This is a genomic window from Paenibacillus glycanilyticus, from assembly GCF_023715145.1.
GTDB lineage: Bacteria > Bacillota > Bacilli > Paenibacillales > Paenibacillaceae > Pristimantibacillus > Pristimantibacillus glycanilyticus_A.
Genome location: NZ_JAMBNP010000001.1, coordinates 465,602 through 490,139, shown reverse-complemented (window position 1 = coordinate 490,139; position 24,538 = coordinate 465,602). Strand labels below are relative to the sequence as shown.

Genomic DNA, 24,538 nt, shown 5'->3' with positions numbered 1-24,538 from the left:
GTATCCGCTATAAAATAGAGTTAGCGCTTACATCAGAAACCGAAAGAAAGAGGTGCTTGCTATGCTAGGCAATTTTAACTTAGATGAAGTCAAACTGACTGACAAAGTGTTTGCTAGTCGAAGAGAACTCGCAAAAAAATATCTCATTGAATTTGACGTGGATCGCCTCATGCATACCTTTAAGCTCAATGCAGGTATTCCCTCGAACGCCGAGCCCTTGGGTGGATGGGAAGACATTCACTGCGGACTAAGAGGGCATTTTGCAGGTCATTTCCTTTCAGCGTGCGCGAAATTCTCCAATGCTGATGGAGACAAGCTGTTGGCGAATAAAGCTTTTGAGATTATCGGCATGATGGGATTATGCGCGCAGCCAAACGGTTATCTAAGCGCGTTCGAAGAGGGAAAACTGGATATTTTGGAATTCGAAGAAAATCGAAATGTATGGGCGCCTTATTATACCCTTCACAAAATTATGCAAGGTCTGGTCGATGGTTATCTCTATTTGGGCAGCTCCAAGTCATTGACTCTTGCCTTAAATCTAGCCCTTTATATTCATCATCGATTCTCCAAGCTCTCATACTGGAAAATCGACGGAATTCTCCGGTGCACGAAAGTGAATCCAGCGAATGAGTTCGGGGGGATCGGCGATACTGTCTACACCTTGTACGAATTGACAGGGGATTCCCGACTGTTGGAGCTGGCGAACCGGTTTGACAGGACCTATTTTGTCGATCAGCTTGGTTCTGGACACGACGTGCTTGAGAATCTGCACGCCAACACGCACCTTCCCATGGTCATTGCTTCTATGCACCGGTATTCCATCAGCGGAGAGGCGAAATACAAGGAGATGGCCTTGAATTTCTATTCGTTTTTGCAGGGAAGGACCTTTGCCAACGGTAATAACAGCTCAAAGGCTACAGCTTATGTTAAAGGCGGCGTATCCGAGAAGTCGGAGCATTGGGGAGGTCACGGTAAGCTAGGGGATGCGTTAACCGGTGGAGAAAGCGAAAGCTGTTGTGCCCACAATACGGAGAGGATTCTGGAGAGATTGCTTGGTTGGTCCGGGTCGATTGAATATCTGGATCATCTGGAGACGCTGAAATATAACGCGATACTGAATAGCGCGAGTGCGAAAACAGGACTCTCTCAATATCATCAGCCTATGGGCAGCCGTGCGGTCAAGAAATTTAGTGATCCCTATGACTCTTTCTGGTGCTGTACCGCGTCCGGAATCGAAGCAATGAGTGAGCTGCAGAAAAACATCTGGTTTAAAAGCGAAGGCACGATCATGCTTAATGCTTTTATTTCTTCAACGGTTATATGGAGAGAGCAGAATGTGGTCATCTCTCAAAACAGCGAATTCCCCGACAGACCGATATCTAGACTCGACATCAAAGCTGCCAGTCCTACGCCACTAAAACTATTACTGAAGAAAAAAGCCGTTAAAGCGGTAAAAATTAATTCCGTTCCTATTAATTTAATAGAAGACAACGGATATATCGTTATTGAGCGCATTTTTGAGGATTGCGATATCATCGATATCCATATCGATGCCGGCTTGTCTCTAGTTCCTCTTCAAGGCTCCGAAGGCGTATCGGCGGTCATGTACGGCAGCATTTTGCTCGCTATGGTTGGGCAGGATCGTCTGCCGGAGGGTGTTCTCGAGAGTAATCTCCTCGAGAAACTCATTAAACTTCCAACGGAGCAGTTGGAATTTGCCGTCGATGATGATCGAGACAGCCAAGTAAGATTCATCCCGTTATATGGAGTAGAGGAAGAAGAATACACGGTCTATTTGGATTGGAAGTCTGAAGGAATGCCGCAATATAGTAGTTTTTCAGGCGCAAAGGACGGCAGCTCGGCCTACGAGGCGGAATCGGTAGCCTTAAATGGATAGTGACATGAACCTCCATATCATTCACCCATTTTTCTATAAATAGATTCTAGTCTAGTCAATAGGTAGCTATTCGTCCATGCTGAAGAAAAACAACTCACGTACACTGTACAATCTTTATAGGAGGTGTCATGGTTGAGTTGTTCCGATACAAAAAAACGGTGCAAAAGAAAACCCAATATCGTATGCCATCCGAAAGGAAAGAAAAAGAAACGTCATCCGCATAGAAAGCATGTTTGTATAAAGTGTCCCCCGCTTAACGGACAGCAATTATTAAGTGGACTTGCCGAAGCAATTGTAGAGGTTGGGCCTCAAGGACTTGCGGGAGCTCTTGGACCTCAAGGATTAACTGGACTTGTGGGAGCAATCGGCGCACTTGGACCTGAAGGACTTGCAGGAGCACTTGGACCCCAAGGAGCAGCAGGCCTTGCAGGAGCGATTGGCGCGCTTGGCCCCCAAGGACTCGCAGGAGCACTTGGACCCCAAGGAGTAGCAGGCCTTGTAGGAGCGATCGGTTCACTTGGACCTGAAGGACTTGCAGGAGCACTTGGACCCCAAGGAGCAGCAGGCCTTGCAGGAGCGATTGGCGCGCTTGGCCCCCAAGGATTAGCGGGGCTTGCAGGTGCAATTGGCGCAGCTGGAGCGACGGGTCTAACAGGAGCAACAGGTCCAACGGGACCAGCGGGACCAGCGGGCCCTGCAGGACCAGCAGGGCCCGCAACCGGTGTATTAGGCTTTGCGGATTTCTTTGCCTTGATGCCTCCTGATAATGCGGCAACTGTGGCTCCTAATACGGACGTTAGTTTTCCGCAAGACGGTCCAATTAGCGGGACAGCAATTACTCGCTTAAATGCGAGCTCATTCAACCTGGCTGCAATTGGCACATATCAGGTTTTGTTTCAGGTAAACGTAAACGAAGCGGGTCAATTGCTTTTAACGCTTAATGGCGCTGACCTAGCTTATACGGTGGTTGGACGTGCAACTGGAACTTCTCAAATAGTAGGAATGGCGCTTGTGCAAACAACGGTCATTAATTCAGTAATCACAGTTCGAAATCCCGCAGGTAATGCAGCGGCACTCACAATCACTCCATTAGCTGGAGGGACCAGGTCGGATTCTGCACATCTGGTTATTATGCAGATTGCGTAGAGGGTAAAAATCTTCATAAGGATCCTTTGCTTCTACGATACGAATATAGTTGCTTAGTAGAACGGTAAAACAGGGATGTTTTCTATCTGAGATAGAGAACATCCCTGTTTGATATTTAGTTAGAAAAGGTACATAAATGAGGTGTTATCCAATAATTTTTTGGAGTGGTTGTTTAAGCTAACTTGGGACTTTATTGCAACACGCGAAACGCCTCGGGTTCGACGGAATCGAGCTTCATGGCGCTCGCGGTTGCTTGATCGATCAGTTCTTCTGGTCAAAAACAAATCGCCGCACGGACCGCTACGGCGGCGATTTGTCGGCACGCAACCGTTTCGCAGAGAAGGTCATCCAGGCTTGCCTTAAAGCGGTCGGCCCGGATTTTCCGATCGTGCTTCGCATATCGCAGTGGAAGGCGGACAACTACGACGCGAAGCTTGTCGATACGCGGATCAGCTCGCGCAATGGTTGACGCCGCTGGCGCATGCAGGCGTGGATATGTTTCATTGCTCGACTCGCCGATTCTGGGAACCGGAGTTCGAGGGCTCAGACTTGAGGCGGGATGGGTGAAGAAGGTAACGGGCAGACCAACGATTTCCGTCGGCTCGGTCGTTCTCGAAGCGGATGTTCTTGGTTCCGCGAATGACGGCAGCCCCTATGCACGGCTTGATGCGTTGAATGATCAAATTTAAGCCAACAGGAACTTCGCCGGATAGAAAAAGTAACCATTTGCATTTACGGGCATATGAGACTATTATATGCTTATAACCAATCAAGCACGCAAGGAGGATGGAGGTGAAACGGATATCCTAATTACCAAATAATAAGTACGTTTCGACGTCGGTGAAGTCAATAAGCATCGTCGATTGTTATCCGATCAATACGGGCATATGAGACTAATATTGGTGTAATATTTGTTCTTTTTACAAAGGACATACTAAGAAAAGAATCAGACAAACGGACGGGGGAAATCCATGAAAACAATAAATGCAAATTTTAAAGAGCATCGTATCGATCGAGGATTAGGCAGCATCTATGTTCGCGACTACGCGGGTAAAGATCCAGCCTACGTCCTCATGCATGGATATCCGGATAACCTGCATATATACGATGATTTGGTCCCTCACCTGATAGCAGGCGGTAGGCGGGTAATTGTGTTCGACTTCCTCGGGTTTGGCGCTTCGGATAAACCCGCAGGTGCAAAATATAGCTTCGAGCAGCAATTAGACGATCTCCATGCGGTAGTGAAAGCCTTGAAGCTCGATAAGATTGTGCCCGTAGGGCATGATTCCTCCGGTCCTGCAGCAATCAACTATGCGATCGAATATCCGCAGCACGTCGATTCGGTTTGCCTGCTAAACGCTTTTTACATGGAATCCCCAACAGCCAAATATCCGGAGTTCATCGAACTGTTTGCGACGACTAGCCTGAAAGCCCTGACACAAGCCATTCTACGCAGCCCGGAACAATTCGCATGGGTGCTTAACTTCCAAAGAAGTCTGTTTCAGGAGCATTTGACAGAGGAGCAAAAGGAATATTACTCGAAGTTCCTCGGTCCAATCATTGACGCCAACTTCCGGCAGCAGCCGAGCTCAGGTCCGGCGTTCGCGCAAATGACATCACAACATTTCGATGAGTTGGCAAGAAACACAAAACGAATAAATAAAATGTGGCAGCTTCATATCCCAGTCAAACTAATATGGGGCGAAACCGATCCGTATCTTAATTATGGCATCGCGCGGCACCTGGCAACGCTTCTGAAAAAGCCTGAATTGCATGTGCTGCCTGCTGGGCACTGGCTGCAAGTAGATATTCCGGATCAAGTTGCTGCGATTATGTTAGAACATAATTAAAGAAAAGTTTGAAGATTAATTCCTTGAATCTGTTCAAAATAAAAAGATAATGAATGGGAGAGCATGCGAAAATGAATAAAATTGAAAAGAAACTATACACGGCTACTGTAAACGTTCAAGGCGGAAGAGAGGGAAAAGCTGTTTCCAATGATAACAGGCTGAACGTGGACTTGCGATATCCAAAGGAATTAGGCGGTAATGGAGAGGGAACTAATCCGGAGCAATTATTCGCCGCAGGATTCGCGGCATGCTTTGAAGGCGCGATGGGAACCGTACTTCGCTTGAAAAAAATCAAATCGGATGGTATTTCCATTGTTTCTAACGTCACGCTCGGCAAGGATGTGAACGACGGCTATGTGCTCTCAGTGACGCTGGACATTACGATTAAAGGCGTAGATCGCAGCATCGCACAAGAGGTCGTTGATGAGGCGCATAAGGTATGTCCTTACGCGAAAGCGACTAGAGGTAATATTGAGGTCATCTCGAACGTCGTCGATTAGTAACCTTTATGGAATGGGCTCGGATAACCGGGCTCATTCCTTATTACTCTCGAAGGTCGGCCATACAAGCGTCGGGGGGACGGAACAAATGGATAAGCGATTGGACAGACCCCTCAACGCGGAAAAGCTTTCAGTGGTTTTAATCGGAAGAGCTGGCATCAAAAGGGGTGCGGAGCGAGCTGGATATTGTATTGCGCGACGCACAAGCTTCTCGCCGGATGTATTTGGCTGTTGTTGACGGAAAAGCTAAGGAAGTGCTGGAGAAAAGTTTCAGCTCTGAAAAGTTTCAGACAGAAGGTATCGACCCGCTTGGTTTGGGAGATTTCGTTAGGAGCAAGACGAGAAATTGGAATGAAGAGAAGTGGAAAAGAGAATATGGATTGTTAAACGTAAAAGTGAATGTGAAGATGGAAATTGAAGAGACCGGAATCACGCAGTAATATCATGCGGCAATATTCATGGCTGATGCAGAAATTACAACTAGTTTTGTAAGAGAGTGGATTCCATATGGTTTGAAATAAATGATTTACTTACATCAAAGTAACTAGATGAAGTTTTTTTCAGTACTACTGGTGAAAAGGCTGAACTGATATACTTAAACTGATTATTCGTTACTATTTTTGGAAGCTTAAAAACTATCTCTAAGGAGGTTGTACCATGACAATGCAACAACGTAAGCTAGGTTCGACGGGAATAATCGTAGGGGAAATCGGAATGGGCGGAATGCCGTTGTCCGTTAATGGACGCCCTTCGGAGGAAGACGGCATCAGAACGGTGCATGCCGCATTGGAGCAAGGCATTACCCTGTTCGATACGGCCGATTCGTATTGTTTGAATTCGACCGAAAACGGTCATAACGAACGTCTGCTGGCCAAAGCTTTACATAATCGGCCCGAAGCGGTCATCGCGACAAAAGGCGGCCACATTCGTCCGGATGGACGATGGGAAACCGACGGCCGTCCTGAACACTTGCGTCAAGCGTGCGAGGACAGTTTGCGTGCGCTTGGCGTGGAAGCAATCGCACTCTATCAATTCCACCGTCCGGATCCTAAGGTTCCGTTTGCGGAATCCGTGGGAGCAGTCGCGGAATTGCAGCGGGAAGGGAAGATCGTTCACGTGGGGCTGTCCAACGTTTCCGTTGCACAACTCGAAGAAGCTCGCGAAATCGTAACAGTCGCGTCTGTTCAAAACCGTATGAATTTGTTTGACCATTCGTCCATGGAAGTACTGAAGCGCTGCGAAGAGCTCGGTATTGCCTTCCTGCCTTACAGCCCTCTAAACGGCATGGGTAACGCGCAAGGCATCGGCAGCAACGAGAAGCTTTCGCGGATTGCCAGAAGTTATGATGCGTCGCCGCAACAGATCGCGATTGCATGGCTGCTTCAATTGTCGCCAGTCATTCTGCCAATTCCCGGCGCCAGCAAAGCGGTGAATATTGTTAACTGCGCCGGTGCATCCAACTTGAAGCTATCCGACGAAGACGTAGCCGAATTAAACAGCATCGCGGCTCAACTAACGGCATAATTGCCACTTTCAGTATTCTACCGGCATTAGAATTCAATAATGAAAAATGGTCGCGCCTTAAGGTGCGACCATTTTTATGGATATGTTATTGTTTCGGAGTTTTAAGTCTATTGCTTTATTCGCTCAACATTTAGAGCTGCTTTGTGGTGAGCCATATTATGGCGTAACACGAATAGAGTCAAGCAACATGTACGTACCGGACTTCTTGACGGCCTTTAAAGTATGATTGCCGCTAGTCAAGCCCGTTGCCTGGTAGACAACTTGATTAACCTGCCGTGCGGTGCTTGACGTGTTGACCGTCGTCTGGAACACGTTGTCGATATAGATGTCCACGTTGCCCTGAGACGCGTCCTTCTCCGTGATGAGCTGCACGCCAGTACCCGTGAAAGCGAATTGGAAGGAATCGTTGTTCGTCTGCGTGAAATGAACGTCATTGTTGTAATCGCCAAAGCCGCGGTTGCTATTCAACGACCAAGAGCCCGTGTAGGTGATACCGGAATCGGTGTCGTTGTATTGGATGAGCGGACTTTTTATTTTTAACTGATCGAGCAGCATGTAGGTACCGGATTTTTTAACGGCTTTGATCGTATGAATGCCGCTCGGCAGTCCGCTTATGCTGAATACCGTTTGCTGGACGAGGCGCGAAGGGCTGTAGGTATTCACGGTTTGCTTGAATACGTTGTCAATGTAAATATCCATATTGCCTTGAGCTGCGTCTTTCTCCGTGACGAGGTCGACACCAGTTCCGTTGAAGGTGTATTGCACGGAGTCGTTGTTCGTCTGCGTGAAGTGGACGTCATCCTGATAATCGCCGAAGCCTCTGGCGCTATTAAGTGACCAGGCGCCCGAATATACAATACCCGGATCCGTATCGTTCACGGCGAGCGGCGACGCCACGAAGAAGCGCAGCTTGTCGAGCAGCATGTAAGCGCCGGATTTTTTGACGGCTTTGATCGTATGCGTCCCGTTCGTCAGTCCGCTCGCGCTGTACACGGTCTGTTGGGTCTGCCTTGTAGCGTTATAGGTGCTGACCGTTCCTTTGAAGACGTTATCGATATAGACGTCGATATTCCCTTGATCGGAAGATTTCTCCGTGATCAGCTCAATCCCGGTGCCCTGGAAGGTATATTCAAAGGCATCGTTATTCGCCTGAGTAAAATGCACGTCATCTTGATAGTCTCCGAGTCCGCGGTTGTAGCTGCGCTGCCAGGCACCCGTATACTTGACGCCGGTATCATCGTCGTTAGCGGTTACAGAACCGCCGGCGGCCGTCACCTTGAGCAATCGCGAGGCGTGCGGCGGCAAATTGACGGAGGTGTAACCCGTATTGAAGGAACCGAGATCGCTATGGTTCCACAGATCGCGGACAGATGCGGTGCCGTTCAGGCCGATATCGTTCCAATTGACAGTCACCGACGAGGCGGAGGCACCGAGGTTGAACAACCCTACGGTATACGTACCGTCGCCGTTGTTCGCGTACCAGACTTGTTGGTTGGTCGCCATGGAGACGGGATGGGCAGGCCGGCCCGCTTGGTTGACGGCGATCACTTCGTCGTTTGTAAGCAGCGATAAACCGAACTCGTCCAGGTTGGTCAGATCGTTGCCCGTGTACAGCTGCGCAGAGGACATTGCCCACAGCGACATTGCCGTCCGCCGCTCGTCCTGCGTCAGTCCGTCCATAGCGCCGTTGCCGACGTTAAGCGAGTCGAAGTCGTTCCAGCCGCCAGGACCGGCGTCCCGCCACCAGATTGCGGCGTCGGGGAATAGCCGCGCAATGTTCGGCCAACTCGTCAGCGCCGTATTAACGCAATAGCACTCCACGTCCCAGTCCACGCGCCAGCCGTTGGCGTACTGCTTCCAGGTGTCGACGTAGTTGTGGTCGAGCGCCCATGAAATCTCAAACCAGATTCCGCGCGCGCTCAAAGCCTGTGACCAGGCGGCCACGTCGCCACGGGCGTCGATGGACGTATCGTTATGCCCGGATCCCGGGGTAACACTGTCGAATTTCACGAAATCCACGCCCCAGGAATCAAACAGATCCGCGATGGAATCAATGTATTTTTGGGCACATGGGTTGCCAAAATCAATTTTGTAATCCAATCCCCAATAATCCGCGGTAGTAAGTGGTTGGACGGCAATGTCCCGCATCGAACAGCCTTGTGCGCCGTAGATCGGCAGATCGGCGTCATAAGCTTGCGGGGAGAGACCCGGAATCATGTACAGGCCGAACTTTTGTCCATTGGCATGTACGTAATTTATGACTTCCGTCAGTCCGTTCGGATAAAGCGTTGTGCTCGGCACGGGCCGTCCGTAGCCGTCCAGGCTGCCGTTCCAGCCCGCGTCTACGTTGATGTACTCATACCCGTGCGACTGCAACTTCTGATGCATCGCATCCGACTGCGCTTTAATTTGCGCCGCCGTAATCCATGCGCCGTTGCCGGAATACACCTGCATGCTGTAACTGCTCCAGCCCATCAGCGGCTTTAGCGCCAACCCGTTGTTTGCAGCCTCCGCGACGCGTGGCGCCAGTATGCCGTAGCCGCCGAAGACGGCAGTCAGCAGGAGGGCAATACCCAGGATAATGGCGCCTACCGGTTTGAACGAGACAAACAACTTTGCAGCAATTTTTGGTTTGTGCAATGCTTTCATAAATTTCACTCCTTCGCGTAAATAGGATGCAATCAAGAACGCACTGCCCGCATATTGGAGAAATAGCGGAAAAGACAGCGCTTTCTTTGTTCAAATCATAGTGTGAAAGACGAATATCGAACAAGGTACAGTTAAGCGCTTTCAGGTACGAATTTCCTTGTTTTATTGCATAAGGATGAATTTTCGAAGAAAGCACTCTCTTTATTGCTTTCAAATGGTAGATAAATGGATTATCCTGCTCCATATTGGAGATAGAGAAGCAATCTCATAACTTCAGCAAAAGGAGGACCGCGCTATGCGCGTGCTTTACGAAGCACCTACAGAAGATGGTCTAGATAGATTTGTCGTTGGCGACGTAACGGAGCTCTACGGCAAGAAGGGGAATTTCCGAGTGCTGCAATTTTCGGATGAGGCCATGCAAGGAGCGCTTGACCTAGACGATCCACAGAGGATCGTGTTCGAGTATCCGCGAGCGATCGTCCATCTGCTAGAGCATAACCATCAACGGCTGGAGCATATTTTTCAGATCGGGCACGGGATAGGAACAATCGCCCGGCATTTCCGGAGAGCTCGGTTCAAAACGGCGGAACTCGACGCGCGGATCGTCCAAGCGAGCGAACAGTATTTTGGATACGACGGGGAGTCTATCGCTATCGGCGACGGCCGTCGCATTTTGGAGGGCGAGGAAGCGGAGACCTATGATGCCATTATTGTGGACGCCTTTACCGAGAGAGGCGTGCCTCGGCATCTGACAACGGATCTTTTCTTTTCAAGTGCGGCAGGCAAGCTCGAGGCAGGAGGGACGATCGTGCTGAACGTGACGGGCAAAGGACCTAATGACAGGTTGATTGGCGCTCTTCACGCCACACTCCGCGAATCGTTCACTCACGTACTAGCCCTCATGCTGCCCGCGGATGGGGCGTCCGAGACACGGAATATACTGCTTATTGGACGGAATCGCGGAATCGATTACCGAGCGCGGGATATGGCCGGATTCGTTCTATTCGAGCCTGCTCCGGGCCATGTAATTATGGAGAAAGGCTGAAGGATTGAACCAGCCAGCGAGACAGGGAGACAATAAAAAATAAATCCAGGTTGTATGGAAATACAGAGCAACCTGGATTTGATTAAAAAAACTATTGAGGTCACGGATGACCAGTTGTAATTCTATAGAAAATTCATTAGATGATAGTTCAATCCTTCGGCAATCGATCGGCTAAAAATCTTTTAATTAAAGCAACGCTTGCTTCCAAATCCTCCTCCAACGGAAAGTGTCCCGTATCGAGCAAATGAACTTCCGCATCTTTTAAATCTTTCTGAAACGCAAGCGCACCGGCAGGACCAAAAAAGATGTCGTTTTTGCCCCAAGCGACTAAGGTTGGCGGTTGATAAGAACGGAAGCTTTCGTGCCAAACGGGGTATTGTTTAATGTTGTTTTGATAATCATAAAAGAGCGCAAGCTGGATCTCGCTATTGCCAGGCTGATCGAGGACAAGCTGGTCCATTTTATAAGCGTCCGGGCTAATGGCTTCGGGATTGCGAGTGCCGTTTACATATTGAAATTTAGTCAGTTCAGGCTTCAACAAACCCAGCATCTGATTTCGGTTCGTTTCATCGGCGGCATCTCGCCAGTATTCCATAATTGGTTTAAATGTGGCCTCTATAAGACCCTCTTCGTATGCATTTCCGTTTTGCGTAATAATAGCTTGAACTCGCTCCGGATGCATAACCATTAATCGGAAGCCAACAGGAGCTCCGTAATCGTGCACATAAAGACTGTACTTGTTCAAGCCAAGCTGCTCCACAAAGCCGTTTATTACGTGAGCAAGGTTGTCGAAGGTATAGTCAAATTCCGTTGTGGATGGCTGGTCACTGTTGCCGAATCCCGGATAATCGGGCGCAATAATATGATAGCTGTCTGCAAGCCTAACGATTAAATTCCGGAACATGTGCGAAGACGACGGAAATCCATGCAGTAAAAGAATCGTTGGCCGATCCTTGCTGCCTGCTTCTCGGTAAAAAATATTTAATCCATTAACTGTGGCTGTCTTATGCAATACAATCATGTCTGTCACCTCTCGAATATGGGTTGTTGTCGGAAAACTCTCGACACCAGAAATTATACATACAGGTCTGTATAGTTTCAAGCGTTTTTTTTTAGGCGATATTTGCCTAATGGTTTAGTGACGGAGTATACTATAAATACAGGTCTGTATATAATGCTGTGTTTCAATCGAATGGAGGGAATCTGGTGGCGAATAAAAGCAAGAAGGAGCACATTCTTAAAATCGCCTCTGGCCTTTTTAATAAACAAGGCATTCGCGCGACTGGTGTTGATCAAGTTGTGTCGGAATCCCAAATTGCGAAGATGACGCTATATAACCATTTTCAATCAAAAGATGAACTGGTGCTTGCCTATTTAAGGGGACAGGACGAACAATGGAGGAAATGGTTTGAGTCAAGCGTCAACAAGCAGGGTACGAACCCATCCGAAAAATTGCTGGCTATCTATGATGTGCTGGGAGAGTGGTTCGAAGACCCGGATTTCAATGGATGTACTTATATTAAGACGGCATCCGAGTTTTTGGACCGCTCGCACATTTACTTTGAGGCAGCTCATCACTATAAAATGTTTATGCGCGAGTTCATTGCTTCCCTTGTTGAAGAGCTCGAGACATCAAATCGCGAAGCATTGACGAACCGTTTATTTTTGCTGGTGGAAGGCGCAATTACGACCAGAATGATGCAAACCGACTTAGAGTCCGCCCGGCATGCGCGAGAAACGGCAGAAGTCATACTTGAAAAATTTATTCAAAATAAGAGACAACCAACATAGAGAAATGTTCAAGCCGCCTCTTCACATTGAAGGGCGGCTATTTTCGTTTGCTCATTTATTGCCTTTGAGCAAAAGTTAAGAAGAGCTATTATGCAATTATCAGTGACGAGTCATTGTAGAGGGCATGGTGCTGCAGTAAAATATTGGATAAGCGTAGGTGGCATGTAAGCAAGGGGGAGAGACGGCGGTGGATATTTCGTTACTTGTTGCACTAAGTATTTCGTTTGTCATTGTGACGGTGTTTACTCCTGTCTTGATCTGGGGGCTGCGCAGCCTGAAGCTGCTTCAACCTATTCGGGTGGAGCTGCCGGCGGACCATCAGGCCAAACGCGGCACGCCGCTGATGGCTGGACTCATTCTGCTTACCGGAGTGTTTACCTCGATCTATTTTCACCCTAAGCCGCTTGTGCTTTTTCTGGGCGCAACGTTTATACTGTTTAGCCTGGTTGGTTTTATGGATGATATGAAGAAGGCGGCCTTTCAGGATCCTTCGGGTATTTCCGGGAAAACAAAGCTGGTATTCCAGTTTGCATTTACGATTCTATTGCTATATATTCTGTTGACGCAATTCCATTTGAGCTCCGATATTCTGTTGTTTCGTGATTTAGCGATTCATCTGCCGATTTGGTTATACTTGATTCTGATGATGCTCTTTATTGTCGGCTCCGCGAATGCGATCAACTTTACCGATGGACTCGACGGACTGCTGATTAATGTCTCCATTCCGACCTATTTTTTCTTTTTTATGATTTCGGACAAGACGGAAGTTAAAACGTTCTCGTTGGTCATGATCGGTTGTTTGCTGGGGTTATTCCTATACAATATTTATCCGGCCAAAGCTTTTATGGGCGATACCGGCTCGCTGGCGATTGGCGGGTCGCTTACCTTTCTAGCTGTCATTGAGAAGGTAGAAATTCTTATTCCGTTATTATTCTCCGTCTATATAGCCGAGCAGCTATCGGTCATTTTGCAGGTCTGGTATTACAAGAGAACGAAAAAGAGATTGTTCCGGATGGCCCCGTTTCACTATCATTTCAGTTTGAAATATGGCTGGAGCGAGAATAAGATCGTCATCATTTTTGGATTTGTATCTTGGATCTCCGCTTTGATCTGCTGGATGTTATGGAAGTATATGCGATAAGCACTGACTCCTTAGAGGGTCTGTGCTTTTTTTATGCGTGAATGACGCATCATTTCTATCGGCTCGTCTCCTGATCTCAAAGCTTTCGACGAATGAAAGCGTTGACAATCCGGTCAGGCTGGCGTCAAACTTGATTGTAGTTGCCATCATACGTACAAGAGGGGATACCGATGAGGATCAAGTGGGCCAGAAATGCTTTGCGGGGAATCGTCCGCCCGTTTCAAATCAGCCTTCGGTACAAGCTAATGCTGCTCATGGTGCTGATCGCCGTGCTTCCGCTGTCGCTCGTTACGCTGTTCGCGACGAAAACGACGAAGCATTCGCTTGCATCGGAGGTCATCCGGTCGAATGAATCCCGGATGGAATGGGCGGCCAAATATTTTGAAGAGAAGTTTGATCAATTGCAGGCGGTGTCTTATTCGCTTCTTCTCGACAGCACGTTGTTTCCTAATGCGACCGGAGGCACGGTTCAGAGCGAGGGTACGCCGTCGTTCGTAAACCAATATACGATCGATAAGCTGAAGTCGTTGTACAGCGCGAACAACAAGAACATCGCCCAGGTTGCGCTATATCTGAAATCTCAGAATCGACTCTATGTCGTCGATAAGGACGCGGGCATTACGACTGATCAGCTGAATACGCCGCAGGTGGATTGGGGGAAGATCGGGCAATCGCACGAGAGCTTGAATTTACTGCTCAACAACGGGCAGAACACTTTCTCCATCGTCCGCAGCATGAACCGGTTCCCGGACCGGGAGGTGCTCGGAGGCGTCAGGCTCGAGGTGCGGTGGAAAATGATGAATAGCGTGCTCGACATGGTCCGCTCGGAATCGAACAGCGAGGTATTCGTGGCGGATGCGGACGGCAACGTCATGTACAATCCCTATTCCAAGCGGATCACGACCGATCCGGAGACGGTGAAGGCGGCGCTGGCAGGACCGAACGGACCCGGCTACACGGAATCCAAAAGGGGCTTCCTGTTCTATCAGCCGAGCGTGTCAGGCCAAGTCTGGCTCGTGAAATTCATTCCGATTGAATACGTGACCGAAGGCACGTCCTCCACGCTGAATTTCAGCTTGTTCACGGCGCTGGTATTCGCGGTCGTGGCGATTGCGGCCTCGGTGCTCATCGCGTACATTACGACGCGGCCAATTATCCGGCTGACGCAGTCGATGAAGGCGGTTGAAATTCAGAATTTCGATGTAGACATCCGAGAGCCGAGAAGCGACGAAATCGGCACGCTGGAGCGACGTTTCAACTCCATGCTCGGCCGGATCAAGGAACTGATCCAGACAGAGTACAAGGCCACGATCGAGAAACGGACGGCCCAGGTGAAGGCCATGCAGGCACAGATTAATCCGCATTTTCTGCATAACGCGCTGCAGGCGATCGGAGGTATCGCGCTGTCCCGGAACGTGCCGGAGATCAATGACCATGTCCGCGCGATTAGCGATCTGTTCCGGTATACGATCCGGATGAAATCGGACCTGGTCACGATCGCGGACGAGCTAGAGCATGCCCGGAACTACCTGCAGATTCAGAAGCTGCGCTTCCAGAACATGATCGAGATTCGAATCGATGCGGACGAGGAATGTCTGGGCTGCAGTATTCCGAAGTTTTCGCTCCAGCCAATCGTGGAGAACTGCTTCTTTCACGGCCTGGAAGGGAAAATGGATGCCTGGACGATATCCATTCGGGTGGAGAAAGTGCTGGACGAGATTGAAATAGACATCGCCGATAATGGCATGGGCATCGATGAAGCGCGTCTGGCTGAAATCCGCCGTCAGCTCAGCCAGCCGGCGGATGGGCAGGAGAACGGGGAGGGCATGGGCATAAGCAACGTCAACGCGCGGATCAAGCTGCTCTTCGGCGACGAATACGGACTGTTCATCTCAAGCGCGTTGAATGCGGGAACGACGGTGAAGCTGCTCATACCCGCGCAAGAAGAGGGGGAGAAGACATGAAGGCGGTTATCATAGACGATGAATTCTGGACGCGCGACAGCATCAAGCGACTCGCGGATTGGGAGCGATTCGGGATCGAACAAGTGGAAGAAGCGGAAGAAGGGTTAAGCGGACTGCGCATCATCGACGAGATCCACCCGGAGATCGTCATCACGGATATGCGCATGCGCGGAATGGACGGGGCGGAGCTGCTGAAGAAGCTGACGGAGGATTATCCCTTCATCCGAAAGATCGTTATCAGCGGCTTCGACGATTTCGCGTACACGAAGCAGGCGATCCTCTCCAGGGTGGATGAATATATCCTGAAGCCCGTGCAGGCGGAAGAATTGAACCGGGCGCTGGAGAAGGCAGTATCGGAGCTGCGGATGGCGCGGGGACTTCATGCCGCGCAGCCCATGGACAAAAACCTAATGAACGTGGTAACCGAATATAAGGAGCAGATCTCGCGGCAGTTCCAGGAGCTAAGGGCCGAGGCCGTCCGCGAGTCGTTCGAGTCGCTCGAAACGCTGCTGCGATCACAGGCAAACACTGCTCCTGGGCTGCATCATTTACTGTACAAGCATTTCATGCTGCTGCTGGACGAGCTGATGGCGAAAGCCGATATTGATTCCGCCAGAGCGCTTCCGGAGCAGGCAGCCTCCTTCTTCGTAACCGACTTCACGCCGCTCGAGCAATGGATGGGCATGCTCCGCTCTTCGTACGGAGCGGTGTTGGAGCAGACGATTCAGCTCCGCCAAAGCAAGCATCGCATCGATATCGAGCATATCCGGCAGTTCATCAACCGTTCATTCGCAGAGCCGATTACTCTGGAGTCAATCGCGGGCCTCTACTTCGTAAGCAAGGAGCACCTGTCGCGGACATTCAAGCAGTCGACGGGCTCGACGGTTATGGACTACATCGTTATGAAGAGGGTAGAAGAAGCGAATCGGCTGCTGCAGTCTTCCGCATCGATCAAAACCGCGGCGGAAGCGGTGGGGTATTCCGACCTGACCTATTTTCACCGCATCTTTAAGAAAGTTACGGGTATCACGCCAGCCCAGGCGAGAAAGGAATCGGCGGAGCAGTGAAAGTGAATGTGCGGTCCGGGCGGATTCGAAGCGTCGATCAACATGCTAAATATCAATATCGTCCATAAAAACGCGCAAATGCGGTCCAATGCCAAAGGTAATGCCTCCCGTTATACTCATAACGTAAGCGTTATCATTACTTAGGGAGGTCTTGGAATGAGAAAAACGATTTCAATATTGACAGCGGTTACAGTGCTGGGACTAACGGCTGCCTGCTCGTCCGGTGGAGGCAACGCGAATAACGGGGCAGGCGCCAGAAATGCGCAAGGAAGCGGGGCGAACAACGCGCCTGCAAATACGGTGGCCGAAGCGCCAAAGAAAGTCGAGTTGAAGATTTTCCTTGGCGGCCTAGACCGTTTCCGGGAGCAGTTCGACGGCTACTTCGAGAAATTCGCGGAGAAAGAGAAAGCCGAGAAAAACATCGAAGTCACGTTCAACTCCGAATATCCGGGCGCGGACAACGCCCCGCAGATTTTGAAAACCCGTCTCGCCACGGGCGACGTGCCCGATGTATTCAGCCTCCATGCCGGCAACGATATGCCTACCTTTTATAAAGCCGGCTACCTGACCGACCTCTCCGACCAGCCGCTCGCGGGCAAGCTGATCGACGGCATCAAGGACCTTGTATCCATGGACGGCAAAGTCGTAGCGGTGCCGATGGAAAGCTTGTCATGGGGCTACCTTTACAACAAGAAGATTTTTAGCGATCTCGGCATCACGCCGCCTAACACGCTAACGGAAATGAAGGCGGTTGTGCAGAAGCTTAAGGACAACAAGGTAACGCCGTTCCTGCTCAGCTACAAGGAAAGCTGGATTCCGCAATTGTTCCTGCCGCTGACGGTAGGCGGCCTCGTCAACAGCAGTCACCCGGACTTTATGGATAAAATGAATAGCGACCAAGGCAGCTTTGCGGACATCAAGGAGATGTTCGACATTATCGATCTTGTCAACGCGAACGGCACGGATCGCGCCTTCGAGAAAGGCAACGATGATGGCGCGGCCGACTTTGCGAACGGCAAAGCGGCGATGTGGGTACAAGGCACATGGGACGCGGACAGCATCCTGAAGATGAACGACAAGGCGGAATTCGGCGTTGCGCCGCTGCCGATAAACGACGACCCGGCTTCGCTGCGCATCAACGTTTCGGTGTCCACAGCCCTGTCGGTTCCACCAAACAGCAAGAACAAGGAAGTCGCAATCGACCTGCTCAACTTTATCCTTGACGACCAAGCGTCAAACGACCTGTACCAAAGCCTCAAATTCAACCCGGTTTCCAAGAATCATACCTTCAAGCCTTATCCTTGGGTAGAAGACGCCGCCGTTTACGTGAACAAAGGACAATCCTACAGGGACCCTGCGATTCCGTCCGCGGTGAAAGACGAATCGGGCAAAGCGCTGCAATCCTACTTCGACAAGAAGCTGTCCAAAGAAGACGTCATCGCGGAATTGGACAAAGCCTGGAAGGAAGCCAACGCGGCAGCCGCCAAGTAACCCGGACCCGTATCAAAACGAGCGTATTCCGTTTCCGCAGGGCTTCCCTTGGGAGCAGGCGGAAACGGGAGATGTCTCTCCTAAGGAGTGAATGCAATCATGACGAGCCGACGTTACAGAGCATCCTTGTCACTTATTTTGTTCGTTCTGCCCGCCTTCGTGCTTTATCTGCTGTTTCTGGTCATCCCGATGATCCAAGGCTCGTACTACAGTTTCACGGATTGGAACGGCCTGAACAAGACCTATGACTTCGTTGGCATTCAAAATTTCGTCGAGGCGCTGAAAAGCGACCGTTACTTCCGTTCCGCCATTTTGTTTACCGCCAAATACGTGATCTTGGCGGTCGTCTTCCAGAATGTGCTCGCCCTGCTGCTGGCGATGCTTATCGAATCCCGCACGCGGGCAAAGGGGCTGTTTCGGACAATCTTCTTCCTGCCGAACATGCTAAGCGTCATCATTAGTACGTTTATGTGGGTATTCGTCTTCTCAAAGGTCATTCCAGCCCTTTCCGAGTATGCCGTGTTCAAATTCCTGGATCTGTCCTGGCTTGGCGATCCCCAGGTATCGTTCTGGTCGATTCTGCTCGTGTCCTTATGGGGCGGGGTCGGCACGCTGATGCTGATTTATATGTCGGCCATTCAGGGGATTCCGCAACACTTGAAAGAAGCGGCGATCATCGACGGGGCGACGCCATTCCATATGCTCCGGTATATCACGCTGCCGCTGATCGCGCACGCTCTGACGATCTGTATCTTCCTGACCTTGAACAGCTCGTTCAAGGTGTATGATCTGGTCTATGCCTTGACCGGCGGAGGTCCTGGACGGGGGACGCAGGTTATCACGATGAATATTCTCGAGGAAGCGTACCAAGGCAACAACCGGTACGGATATGCCAGCAGCAAAGCGATTATTTTATTCCTGATCATCCTCGTTATCACCATGATTCAAGTATCGATCATGAAGAAGCGGGAGGTGGAAGCATGAGCAGACGCGTCTATTCCGTTCTGGCCTGGGTCGTGCTCGCCGTGCTGGCGGTCTACTTCCTCTTTCCGATTTACATGGCCATCGTCAATTCGTTCAAGACGGAGGGCGAGGTATACAACTCCGTGTTGGGCTTGCCGCCTACCTTGAAATTCGATAATTACACCGAAGCGTTCAAGAAAGCGAGCATGCTGCGAAGCGGCTGGAATACCATCATCGTGACCGTGACGGGCATTGTCGGCATCGTCGTGTGCAGTTCCCTGGCTGGCTATAAGTTATCTCGCACGCGAAGCCGTCTGAGCGGTTGGATCTTCATGCTGTTCGTCGCCTCCATGCTCATTCCGTTTCAGACGATCATGGTTACGCTAACTCGAATGGCTCGAGATCTTGGGTTACAGGGCTCTCCGTTCGGACTTGGGGTAGTCTGCGCGGGACTTGGCGTCAATATGGCGATTTTCCTCTATCACGGCTTCGTTAAAGGCATCCCCCGTGAACTGGACGAATCAGCGAGTATGGACGGCTGCGGCGAATGGAGAGCGTTCTTCCTGATCATTTTCCCGCTGCTTGTGCCTATCACATTCACGATCATCGTGTTGAATCTGCTCTGGTTATGGAATGACTTCCTGTTGCCGGTACTGCTGTTGAACGATTACCGCAAATACACGCTCGTTCTGACGATCAACATGTTTTTCGGCAAATACAGCCGGGACTGGGCGCTCATTCTCGCTTCGCTGATTCTCTCGTCAATTCCGATCGTAATGATCTTCGCGTTCTTCCAGCGGTGGATCATTCAAGGGATTACGGAAGGAGCGGTCAAAGGGTAAACCCCGTAAGCGAAGCAACCGTTCCCTTTTATTCGAACTCAAAACTATTCGCAAAACACGACAGCAGCCGATAATTGACAGGCTCCCAGAGGAGCACATCAATATCGGCTGCTGTTTGTTGCGTTATCGTGCAGTCGGCCACCCGTAACCACCCAATGAGGTGGTTTTCTGTATAACAGCTTCCATTCACCAGCGCTTCTTCTCGGATTTTCTTGAAAACGGAAACGACAACCGCCGCACGCGCGTATATGCCCAATAATGGTTATTTCTTCATGTTCTTATAGGGTTGGACGAATTTGCTAGAGATTAAACGATCATCCATAAATTTCTAGCCCCAAGATTTAACATTGTTGTACAATGAAAATGAAACGGGAAGGGCAGAGGAGGGGGAGAATGAACGTAACCGGATACATAAAGCTGCTAGGCTTGACACTAGGTGTCGTAGCGTTGAATATTGTCGTTTTCTCCCGCGGATTTATAGGGATCGAGATTGGCGACAATGCTCTTTCTTCGGCAATCGGCGTGACTATTCTTGTCGCCAGCGCCATTACGCTGACCTATGGGTGTTACTTTCTCCTATTTAAAGGCCCGGCAGCCCTGCCGGTGAAGGAGATTAAGACGCATGACGATTATGTTGTGGCATTAACGCGCTTCAAGGGCATTAAAATTTTAGAAGAAGATATCGGTTTGGCTTTGCGTCAGCTGGAACGAATGCGGAAGAAAAAGAACACGCTGCTCGAGGTCTTGAAGCAGCGTTTCGATCCCGCGGAATTGAGCTATAAGAAGTTTTCTACCGTCATCCGCGAGGTGGAGAAGCTCTTCTACCTGAACGTCAGGAGCATCCTCAATCGGCTGCATACATTCGACCCGTCGGAGTTCGAAAGCGTTTCGGGCCGGAAGCCGCCGCCATTGCCGCAGGAGCTATTGCAAGCCAGGAAAAACGTGTACGGCGAATACCTTTCCTTCACGAAGCAATCGCTTGGCACAAACGAGGAAATCTTGTTAAAGCTGGATCAGCTCATGCTGGAGATCTCCCGCTTGGACAGTTTGGAGCCGGGCGACATCGACAGCATGCTTTGCATGCAGGAAATCGACACGCTGATCAAACAAACCCAATACTACAAGAATTAAGAGGTGGCCTCGATGCAAAGAAAAAGTAGTTTTATGCTAATCTCCGCTGTTCTTCTGGTGGTCGTCTTCGGGCTTGTTTATGCCGGGGTAACCTTGACCTCCAACCTGGGCAAATCGAAAGCGGAGGTGACGACCGAGAATGCCGGGGATCGGTTGAGCAAGCTGTACAAGAAAATTTCCCCGACTACCGAAACGCCCGTGAAAGGCCAAATCGATCTGGACCCCGTCGATGTGGCCGCGTCCTTGCCCGACATCGGCAAGTTTCCCGTCACGGTGAACAATACGAACGACAATTACGTCGAGATTTTCTCGTCCACGGAAAAGTCGGGAACGGGCGTCGACGGATGGCTGACGGACGTGGCTACCGAGTTTAACAATGCGAATATTACCGTGAACGGGAAGCCCGCGTCGGTAAAAATTCGCAATATCGCCTCGGGTACGGCCGCCGACTACATCAAATCCGGCAAGTATGTTCCCGATGCGTTCACCCCTTCGAATGAACTATGGGGCGAGATGGTTCAGGCAAGCGGAGTTAACGCGCAGCTCGTGGCCAAACGTTTAGTCGGCAATGTTCCGGGAATCGTCATTGCCAAAGCCAAGTACGACGAGATGATCGACAAGTATGGCTCCGTCAATATCCAATCCGTCACGGAAGCCATCGCGAATAACGAGCTTTCCATGGGGTATACCGATCCCTTCGCCAGCTCCACGGGCCTGAATTTCCTCGTAACGGCACTTCATACCTTCGATAATACCAATTTGTTGAGCGATCAGGCAGTGCAAGAGTTTGAAAAATTTCAGTCCAATGTACCGTTCATCGCCTCCACGACCATTCAGATGCGAGATGCGGCAAAGTCGGGCGCCCTAGACGCATTCGTCCTTGAATATCAAACGTACGTCAACGCCGCGGATCTGAAGAGCGGGTACGTATTTACGCCGTTTGGGTTCAGACACGATAGTCCGCTTTATGCATTAGGCGATCTGCCGCAGGAGAAGCTGGATATTCTCAAGAAATTTGCCGAGTTCGTGACGCAAGACAAGTATATGAAAACCGCGCAGGAAAGAGGATTTAACGGTCTTGAAACCTACAAATCGGAGCTAGCCCCCGTGGATGGCGACCTGCTTATATCCGCGCAGAAGGTGTGGAAAGAGAAGAAGAACGGCAGTAAGCCAATTACGGCGGTATTCGTCACCGACGTTTCCGGCAGCATGGACGGCGAGCCGATCAACCGTTTGAAAGAGTCGCTCTTGAAGGGGCAGAAATACCTCGGCAGGGATAACAGCATCGGACTCGTCTCGTATTCGGATGGCGTTACCATCAAGCTGCCGATCGCGAAGTACGACACGAATCAGCAGTCCTTGTTCGTCGGAGCGGTGAATAGTCTGCAGTCCGGCGGCGGGACGGCCACCTTCGACGGGATTGTCGTAGCGCTGAAGCTGATCGAAGATCAATTGGCTATTGACCCCAACACCAAGCCCATCATCTTCGTCCTAAGCGACGGCGAGACGAATCAGGGTTATACGCTGCAGGACATCAAGGGATTGATCGAGACATACAAGATCCCGATCTACACGATCGGCTACAACGCTAATATCCAAGCGCTGCAGAATATCTCCAGCATCAACGAAGCGGCCAGCATTAACGCGGATACGGACGATGTCGTGTACAAAATCGGAAATCTATTCAATGTGCAAATGTAACCAATTCGAGGGGGGATTTCAATGGCATTCTCGATGAACGTATCTAGTACAGAGGAGCTGAAGGCCGAGATTGAGCCTACCATACAGCCATTGCCGGAGGAAGAGGCAAAGCTGAAAGAAGAAGCGGATTCAAACGTCAAGATGATTATGGCGATGGATGTCGAGTCATTGGAAGAGCGCAAAGAGATTCTTCAATCGATCGACGCTTACGGTCTGAATACCATGAAACGGTCTTCCGACAAAAACACCCTGCTGCAGGTCTCGGTCGGCAATCTTGCGAAATCGGGCGAGGAAGGCGGCCCGGTTGCCAAGGGACTGGCCGAATTGCACACGCAGCTGAAGGATCTGGATCCGAGCATGATCGACTTTGCCAAGAAGGGATTTCTCGGCAAGCTCTTCAATCCGCTCCGGTCGTACTTTATCAAGTTCGAGAAGGCCGACGAGGTAATTGCCGATATTGTGGTGTCGCTGGATAAAGGCGGTGCCGTGCTCAGAAACGACAATACGACGCTGGTGCTCGAACAGCATGATATCCGCAAGCTAACCAAAACGCTCAAGAAGGAAATTCAGCTCGGGATGCTCATGGACGAATCCATCGAAGCCCAGATCGAAGCGGCCAAAAGCCGCGGCGAAGATCCTGAGAAAATTCGGTTCATAACCGAGGAAATTCTATTCCCGATGCGCCAGCGCGTCATGGATTTGCAGCAAATGCTGGTTGTCAATCAGCAGGGGATCTTGGCCTACGAGGTTGTCATCCGCAATAATAAGGAGCTCATTCGCGGCGTGGACCGAGCGAAGACCGTCACGATCTCTGCCTTGAAAATCGCGGTTACGGTGGCGAGCGCTCTATATAATCAAGGCATCGTACTCAAGAAAATCGAACTGTTGAATCAGACCACAACAAATCTTATCGCCGGAACGTCCCGAATGCTCAAGGAGCAAGGAGTCGCCATTCAGCAGCAAGCGATTGAAGCCACGGTTTCGGTCGATACCTTGAAACAAGCGTTTGCGGACGTACTATCCGCGTTCGATTCTATTAGCTCGTACAAACAGCAAGCACTTCCGAAAATGAGAGAAACCATCAACCAGTTCAGAACATTAGCCGATGACGGCGAGAAGCATATTACGCGGCTCGAGAAGGGCAATGCTTTGGGACTGTAAAGAAGTAACCAAAAAAGCGATCGTAGCGGATCGCTTTTTTGCGTGCTCCTGCTGGATGAGAATGACCTTGCTCTTAATCCCGATTAGGTCAAGAGGAGTCGTGTTGTGAATAAACATGTAAACGTACTAAACGTATCTCTAGGCACCCGTATACTCGCGTTTTTGTGGGATTATGTTATCATTGCGGGCTACATCAGTTTTCTGATCGGCGTGTCTTTTCTTATACGCCCTTTATTATTACCGCTTTTCACGACAGATCCAATATTGGCGGAGATTACTGGGTTCCTGCTCATTACCCTGCCTGTATATCTTTATTTCGCCGTATGCGAGGGATCCAAATCGCATGCGACATGGGGAAAACGAAAAATGGGGCTTGTGGTGACTGGCATTTATGGCCAACCAATCGGACTTGGTTCCTCGCTTTTTCGCTCTGCCCTGAAATTCCTGCCTTGGGAGCTTGCTCATTTCACCATCTGGCACATGGTTATTCCTTCTAATTACTCCGACTCGCTATATTATTCTTTATTGGGAACAGTCTATGGCCTGGTATTCCTATACTTGTTAAGTCCATTATGGAGCAAAAACAAACAAACGGTATATGACTTTATTGCGGGGACCGTTGTGAGCTATAAGGAATAATTAAACAAGATAGCAGCCGGTACATGAAGTACGGCT

Annotated in this window: 20 protein-coding genes and 1 pseudogene; 19 read left to right on the top strand and 2 right to left on the bottom strand. The window is 50.1% G+C overall.

Features of this window, described 5'->3' with window-relative positions:
- Nucleotides 1–61: 61 nt before the first annotated feature.
- From M3194_RS02290 to M3194_RS02260, 7 genes and pseudogenes are all read left to right on the top strand, one after another.
- Nucleotides 62–1,897, top strand: coding sequence for a beta-L-arabinofuranosidase domain-containing protein (locus M3194_RS02290; RefSeq protein ID WP_251651404.1), 1,836 nt, complete (start codon nt 62–64; stop codon nt 1,895–1,897).
- Between the two features lie 354 nt (nt 1,898–2,251).
- Nucleotides 2,252–3,043 (top strand): collagen-like protein, encoded by a 792-nt coding sequence (locus tag M3194_RS02285; RefSeq protein ID WP_251651403.1) that lies wholly within the window; start codon nt 2,252–2,254, stop codon nt 3,041–3,043.
- A 202-nt stretch (nt 3,044–3,245) separates the two neighbouring features.
- Nucleotides 3,246–3,661: pseudogene (locus M3194_RS02280) on the top strand (oxidoreductase); the annotation flags it as partial.
- Between the two features lie 353 nt (nt 3,662–4,014).
- Nucleotides 4,015–4,893 carry an alpha/beta fold hydrolase gene (locus tag M3194_RS02275; RefSeq protein WP_251651402.1) on the top strand — a complete coding sequence of 293 codons (879 nt, stop codon included), beginning with the start codon at nt 4,015–4,017 and terminating at the stop codon, nt 4,891–4,893.
- A 71-nt stretch (nt 4,894–4,964) separates the two neighbouring features.
- Nucleotides 4,965–5,393, top strand: coding sequence for an organic hydroperoxide resistance protein (locus M3194_RS02270; RefSeq protein WP_251651401.1), 429 nt, complete (start codon nt 4,965–4,967; stop codon nt 5,391–5,393).
- A gap of 152 nt (nt 5,394–5,545) precedes the next feature.
- Nucleotides 5,546–5,833, top strand: coding sequence for a Ger(x)C family spore germination C-terminal domain-containing protein (locus M3194_RS02265; RefSeq protein ID WP_463674781.1), 288 nt, complete (start codon nt 5,546–5,548; stop codon nt 5,831–5,833).
- 217 nt (nt 5,834–6,050) lie between these two features.
- Complete coding sequence (locus M3194_RS02260; protein WP_251651399.1) at nt 6,051–6,917, top strand: aldo/keto reductase; 867 nt, start codon at nt 6,051–6,053, stop codon at nt 6,915–6,917.
- A 156-nt stretch (nt 6,918–7,073) separates the two neighbouring features.
- Here M3194_RS02260 and M3194_RS02255 read toward each other — a convergent pair whose 3' ends face one another.
- A complete protein-coding gene (locus M3194_RS02255; RefSeq protein WP_251651398.1) occupies nt 7,074–9,566 on the bottom strand; it encodes a glycoside hydrolase family 27 protein in 2,493 nt (830 codons plus the stop codon).
- A gap of 295 nt (nt 9,567–9,861) precedes the next feature.
- On the opposite strand from M3194_RS02255, the gene M3194_RS02250 reads away from it, so the two are divergent.
- The gene (locus tag M3194_RS02250; protein WP_251651397.1) at nt 9,862–10,611 is read left to right on the top strand and encodes a spermidine synthase; all 750 of its coding nucleotides are present in this window, start codon (nt 9,862–9,864) and stop codon (nt 10,609–10,611) included.
- 148 nt (nt 10,612–10,759) lie between these two features.
- Here M3194_RS02250 and M3194_RS02245 read toward each other — a convergent pair whose 3' ends face one another.
- A complete protein-coding gene (locus M3194_RS02245; protein ID WP_251651396.1) occupies nt 10,760–11,632 on the bottom strand; it encodes an alpha/beta fold hydrolase in 873 nt (290 codons plus the stop codon).
- A gap of 185 nt (nt 11,633–11,817) precedes the next feature.
- Between M3194_RS02245 and M3194_RS02240 the strand changes: the two genes are divergently transcribed.
- The 11 genes from M3194_RS02240 to M3194_RS02190 all read left to right on the top strand — a co-directional run bounded on the left by M3194_RS02240 (nt 11,818) and on the right by M3194_RS02190 (nt 24,502).
- Nucleotides 11,818–12,402 carry a TetR/AcrR family transcriptional regulator gene (locus tag M3194_RS02240; RefSeq protein ID WP_251651395.1) on the top strand — a complete coding sequence of 195 codons (585 nt, stop codon included), beginning with the start codon at nt 11,818–11,820 and terminating at the stop codon, nt 12,400–12,402.
- 187 nt (nt 12,403–12,589) lie between these two features.
- Complete coding sequence (gene mraY / locus M3194_RS02235) at nt 12,590–13,543, top strand: phospho-N-acetylmuramoyl-pentapeptide-transferase (protein WP_251651394.1); 954 nt, start codon at nt 12,590–12,592, stop codon at nt 13,541–13,543.
- 170 nt (nt 13,544–13,713) lie between these two features.
- Entirely contained in the window at nt 13,714–15,507 is a 1,794-nt protein-coding gene (locus M3194_RS02230; protein WP_251651393.1) for a sensor histidine kinase, read from the top strand.
- Nucleotides 15,504–16,574, top strand: a complete 1,071-nt coding sequence (locus M3194_RS02225) for a helix-turn-helix domain-containing protein (RefSeq protein ID WP_251651392.1) — start codon at nt 15,504–15,506, stop codon at nt 16,572–16,574. Before M3194_RS02230 ends, M3194_RS02225 begins: the two co-directional genes overlap by 4 nt.
- 156 nt (nt 16,575–16,730) lie before the next feature.
- Nucleotides 16,731–18,065, top strand: a complete 1,335-nt coding sequence (locus tag M3194_RS02220; protein WP_251651391.1) for an ABC transporter substrate-binding protein — start codon at nt 16,731–16,733, stop codon at nt 18,063–18,065.
- A gap of 99 nt (nt 18,066–18,164) precedes the next feature.
- Nucleotides 18,165–19,049 (top strand): carbohydrate ABC transporter permease, encoded by an 885-nt coding sequence (locus tag M3194_RS02215; protein ID WP_251651390.1) that lies wholly within the window; start codon nt 18,165–18,167, stop codon nt 19,047–19,049.
- Nucleotides 19,046–19,870 carry a carbohydrate ABC transporter permease gene (locus tag M3194_RS02210; protein ID WP_251651389.1) on the top strand — a complete coding sequence of 275 codons (825 nt, stop codon included), beginning with the start codon at nt 19,046–19,048 and terminating at the stop codon, nt 19,868–19,870. Before M3194_RS02215 ends, M3194_RS02210 begins: the two co-directional genes overlap by 4 nt.
- 393 nt (nt 19,871–20,263) lie before the next feature.
- A complete protein-coding gene (locus M3194_RS02205) occupies nt 20,264–21,001 on the top strand; it encodes a hypothetical protein (protein ID WP_251651388.1) in 738 nt (245 codons plus the stop codon).
- A 12-nt stretch (nt 21,002–21,013) separates the two neighbouring features.
- Nucleotides 21,014–22,702 (top strand): vWA domain-containing protein, encoded by a 1,689-nt coding sequence (locus M3194_RS02200; RefSeq protein WP_251651387.1) that lies wholly within the window; start codon nt 21,014–21,016, stop codon nt 22,700–22,702.
- Between the two features lie 21 nt (nt 22,703–22,723).
- Nucleotides 22,724–23,863 carry a toxic anion resistance protein gene (locus tag M3194_RS02195; RefSeq protein WP_251651386.1) on the top strand — a complete coding sequence of 380 codons (1,140 nt, stop codon included), beginning with the start codon at nt 22,724–22,726 and terminating at the stop codon, nt 23,861–23,863.
- A gap of 105 nt (nt 23,864–23,968) precedes the next feature.
- Nucleotides 23,969–24,502: an RDD family protein gene (locus M3194_RS02190; protein ID WP_251651385.1), complete on the top strand. Its 534-nt coding sequence runs from the start codon at nt 23,969–23,971 to the stop codon at nt 24,500–24,502.
- Nucleotides 24,503–24,538 lie beyond the last annotated feature (36 nt).

What these genes read in the sequence shown, in the direction of transcription:
- M3194_RS02215 (WP_251651390.1), top strand. Translation starts at nt 18,165, where the DNA reads ATGACGAGCCGACGTTACAGAGCATCCTTGTCACTTATTTTGTTCGTT.
- M3194_RS02195 (WP_251651386.1), top strand. Translation starts at nt 22,724, where the DNA reads ATGGCATTCTCGATGAACGTATCTAGTACAGAGGAGCTGAAGGCCGAG.
- M3194_RS02290 (WP_251651404.1), top strand. Translation starts at nt 62, where the DNA reads ATGCTAGGCAATTTTAACTTAGATGAAGTCAAACTGACTGACAAAGTG.
- M3194_RS02230 (WP_251651393.1), top strand. Translation starts at nt 13,714, where the DNA reads ATGAGGATCAAGTGGGCCAGAAATGCTTTGCGGGGAATCGTCCGCCCG.
- M3194_RS02200 (WP_251651387.1), top strand. Translation starts at nt 21,014, where the DNA reads ATGCAAAGAAAAAGTAGTTTTATGCTAATCTCCGCTGTTCTTCTGGTG.
- M3194_RS02275 (WP_251651402.1), top strand. Translation starts at nt 4,015, where the DNA reads ATGAAAACAATAAATGCAAATTTTAAAGAGCATCGTATCGATCGAGGA.
- M3194_RS02270 (WP_251651401.1), top strand. Translation starts at nt 4,965, where the DNA reads ATGAATAAAATTGAAAAGAAACTATACACGGCTACTGTAAACGTTCAA.
- M3194_RS02225 (WP_251651392.1), top strand. Translation starts at nt 15,504, where the DNA reads ATGAAGGCGGTTATCATAGACGATGAATTCTGGACGCGCGACAGCATC.
- M3194_RS02250 (WP_251651397.1), top strand. Translation starts at nt 9,862, where the DNA reads ATGCGCGTGCTTTACGAAGCACCTACAGAAGATGGTCTAGATAGATTT.
- M3194_RS02210 (WP_251651389.1), top strand. Translation starts at nt 19,046, where the DNA reads ATGAGCAGACGCGTCTATTCCGTTCTGGCCTGGGTCGTGCTCGCCGTG.
- M3194_RS02205 (WP_251651388.1), top strand. Translation starts at nt 20,264, where the DNA reads ATGAACGTAACCGGATACATAAAGCTGCTAGGCTTGACACTAGGTGTC.
- M3194_RS02260 (WP_251651399.1), top strand. Translation starts at nt 6,051, where the DNA reads ATGACAATGCAACAACGTAAGCTAGGTTCGACGGGAATAATCGTAGGG.
- M3194_RS02255 (WP_251651398.1), bottom strand. Translation starts at nt 9,566, where the DNA reads ATGAAAGCATTGCACAAACCAAAAATTGCTGCAAAGTTGTTTGTCTCG.
- M3194_RS02220 (WP_251651391.1), top strand. Translation starts at nt 16,731, where the DNA reads ATGAGAAAAACGATTTCAATATTGACAGCGGTTACAGTGCTGGGACTA.
- M3194_RS02245 (WP_251651396.1), bottom strand. Translation starts at nt 11,632, where the DNA reads ATGATTGTATTGCATAAGACAGCCACAGTTAATGGATTAAATATTTTT.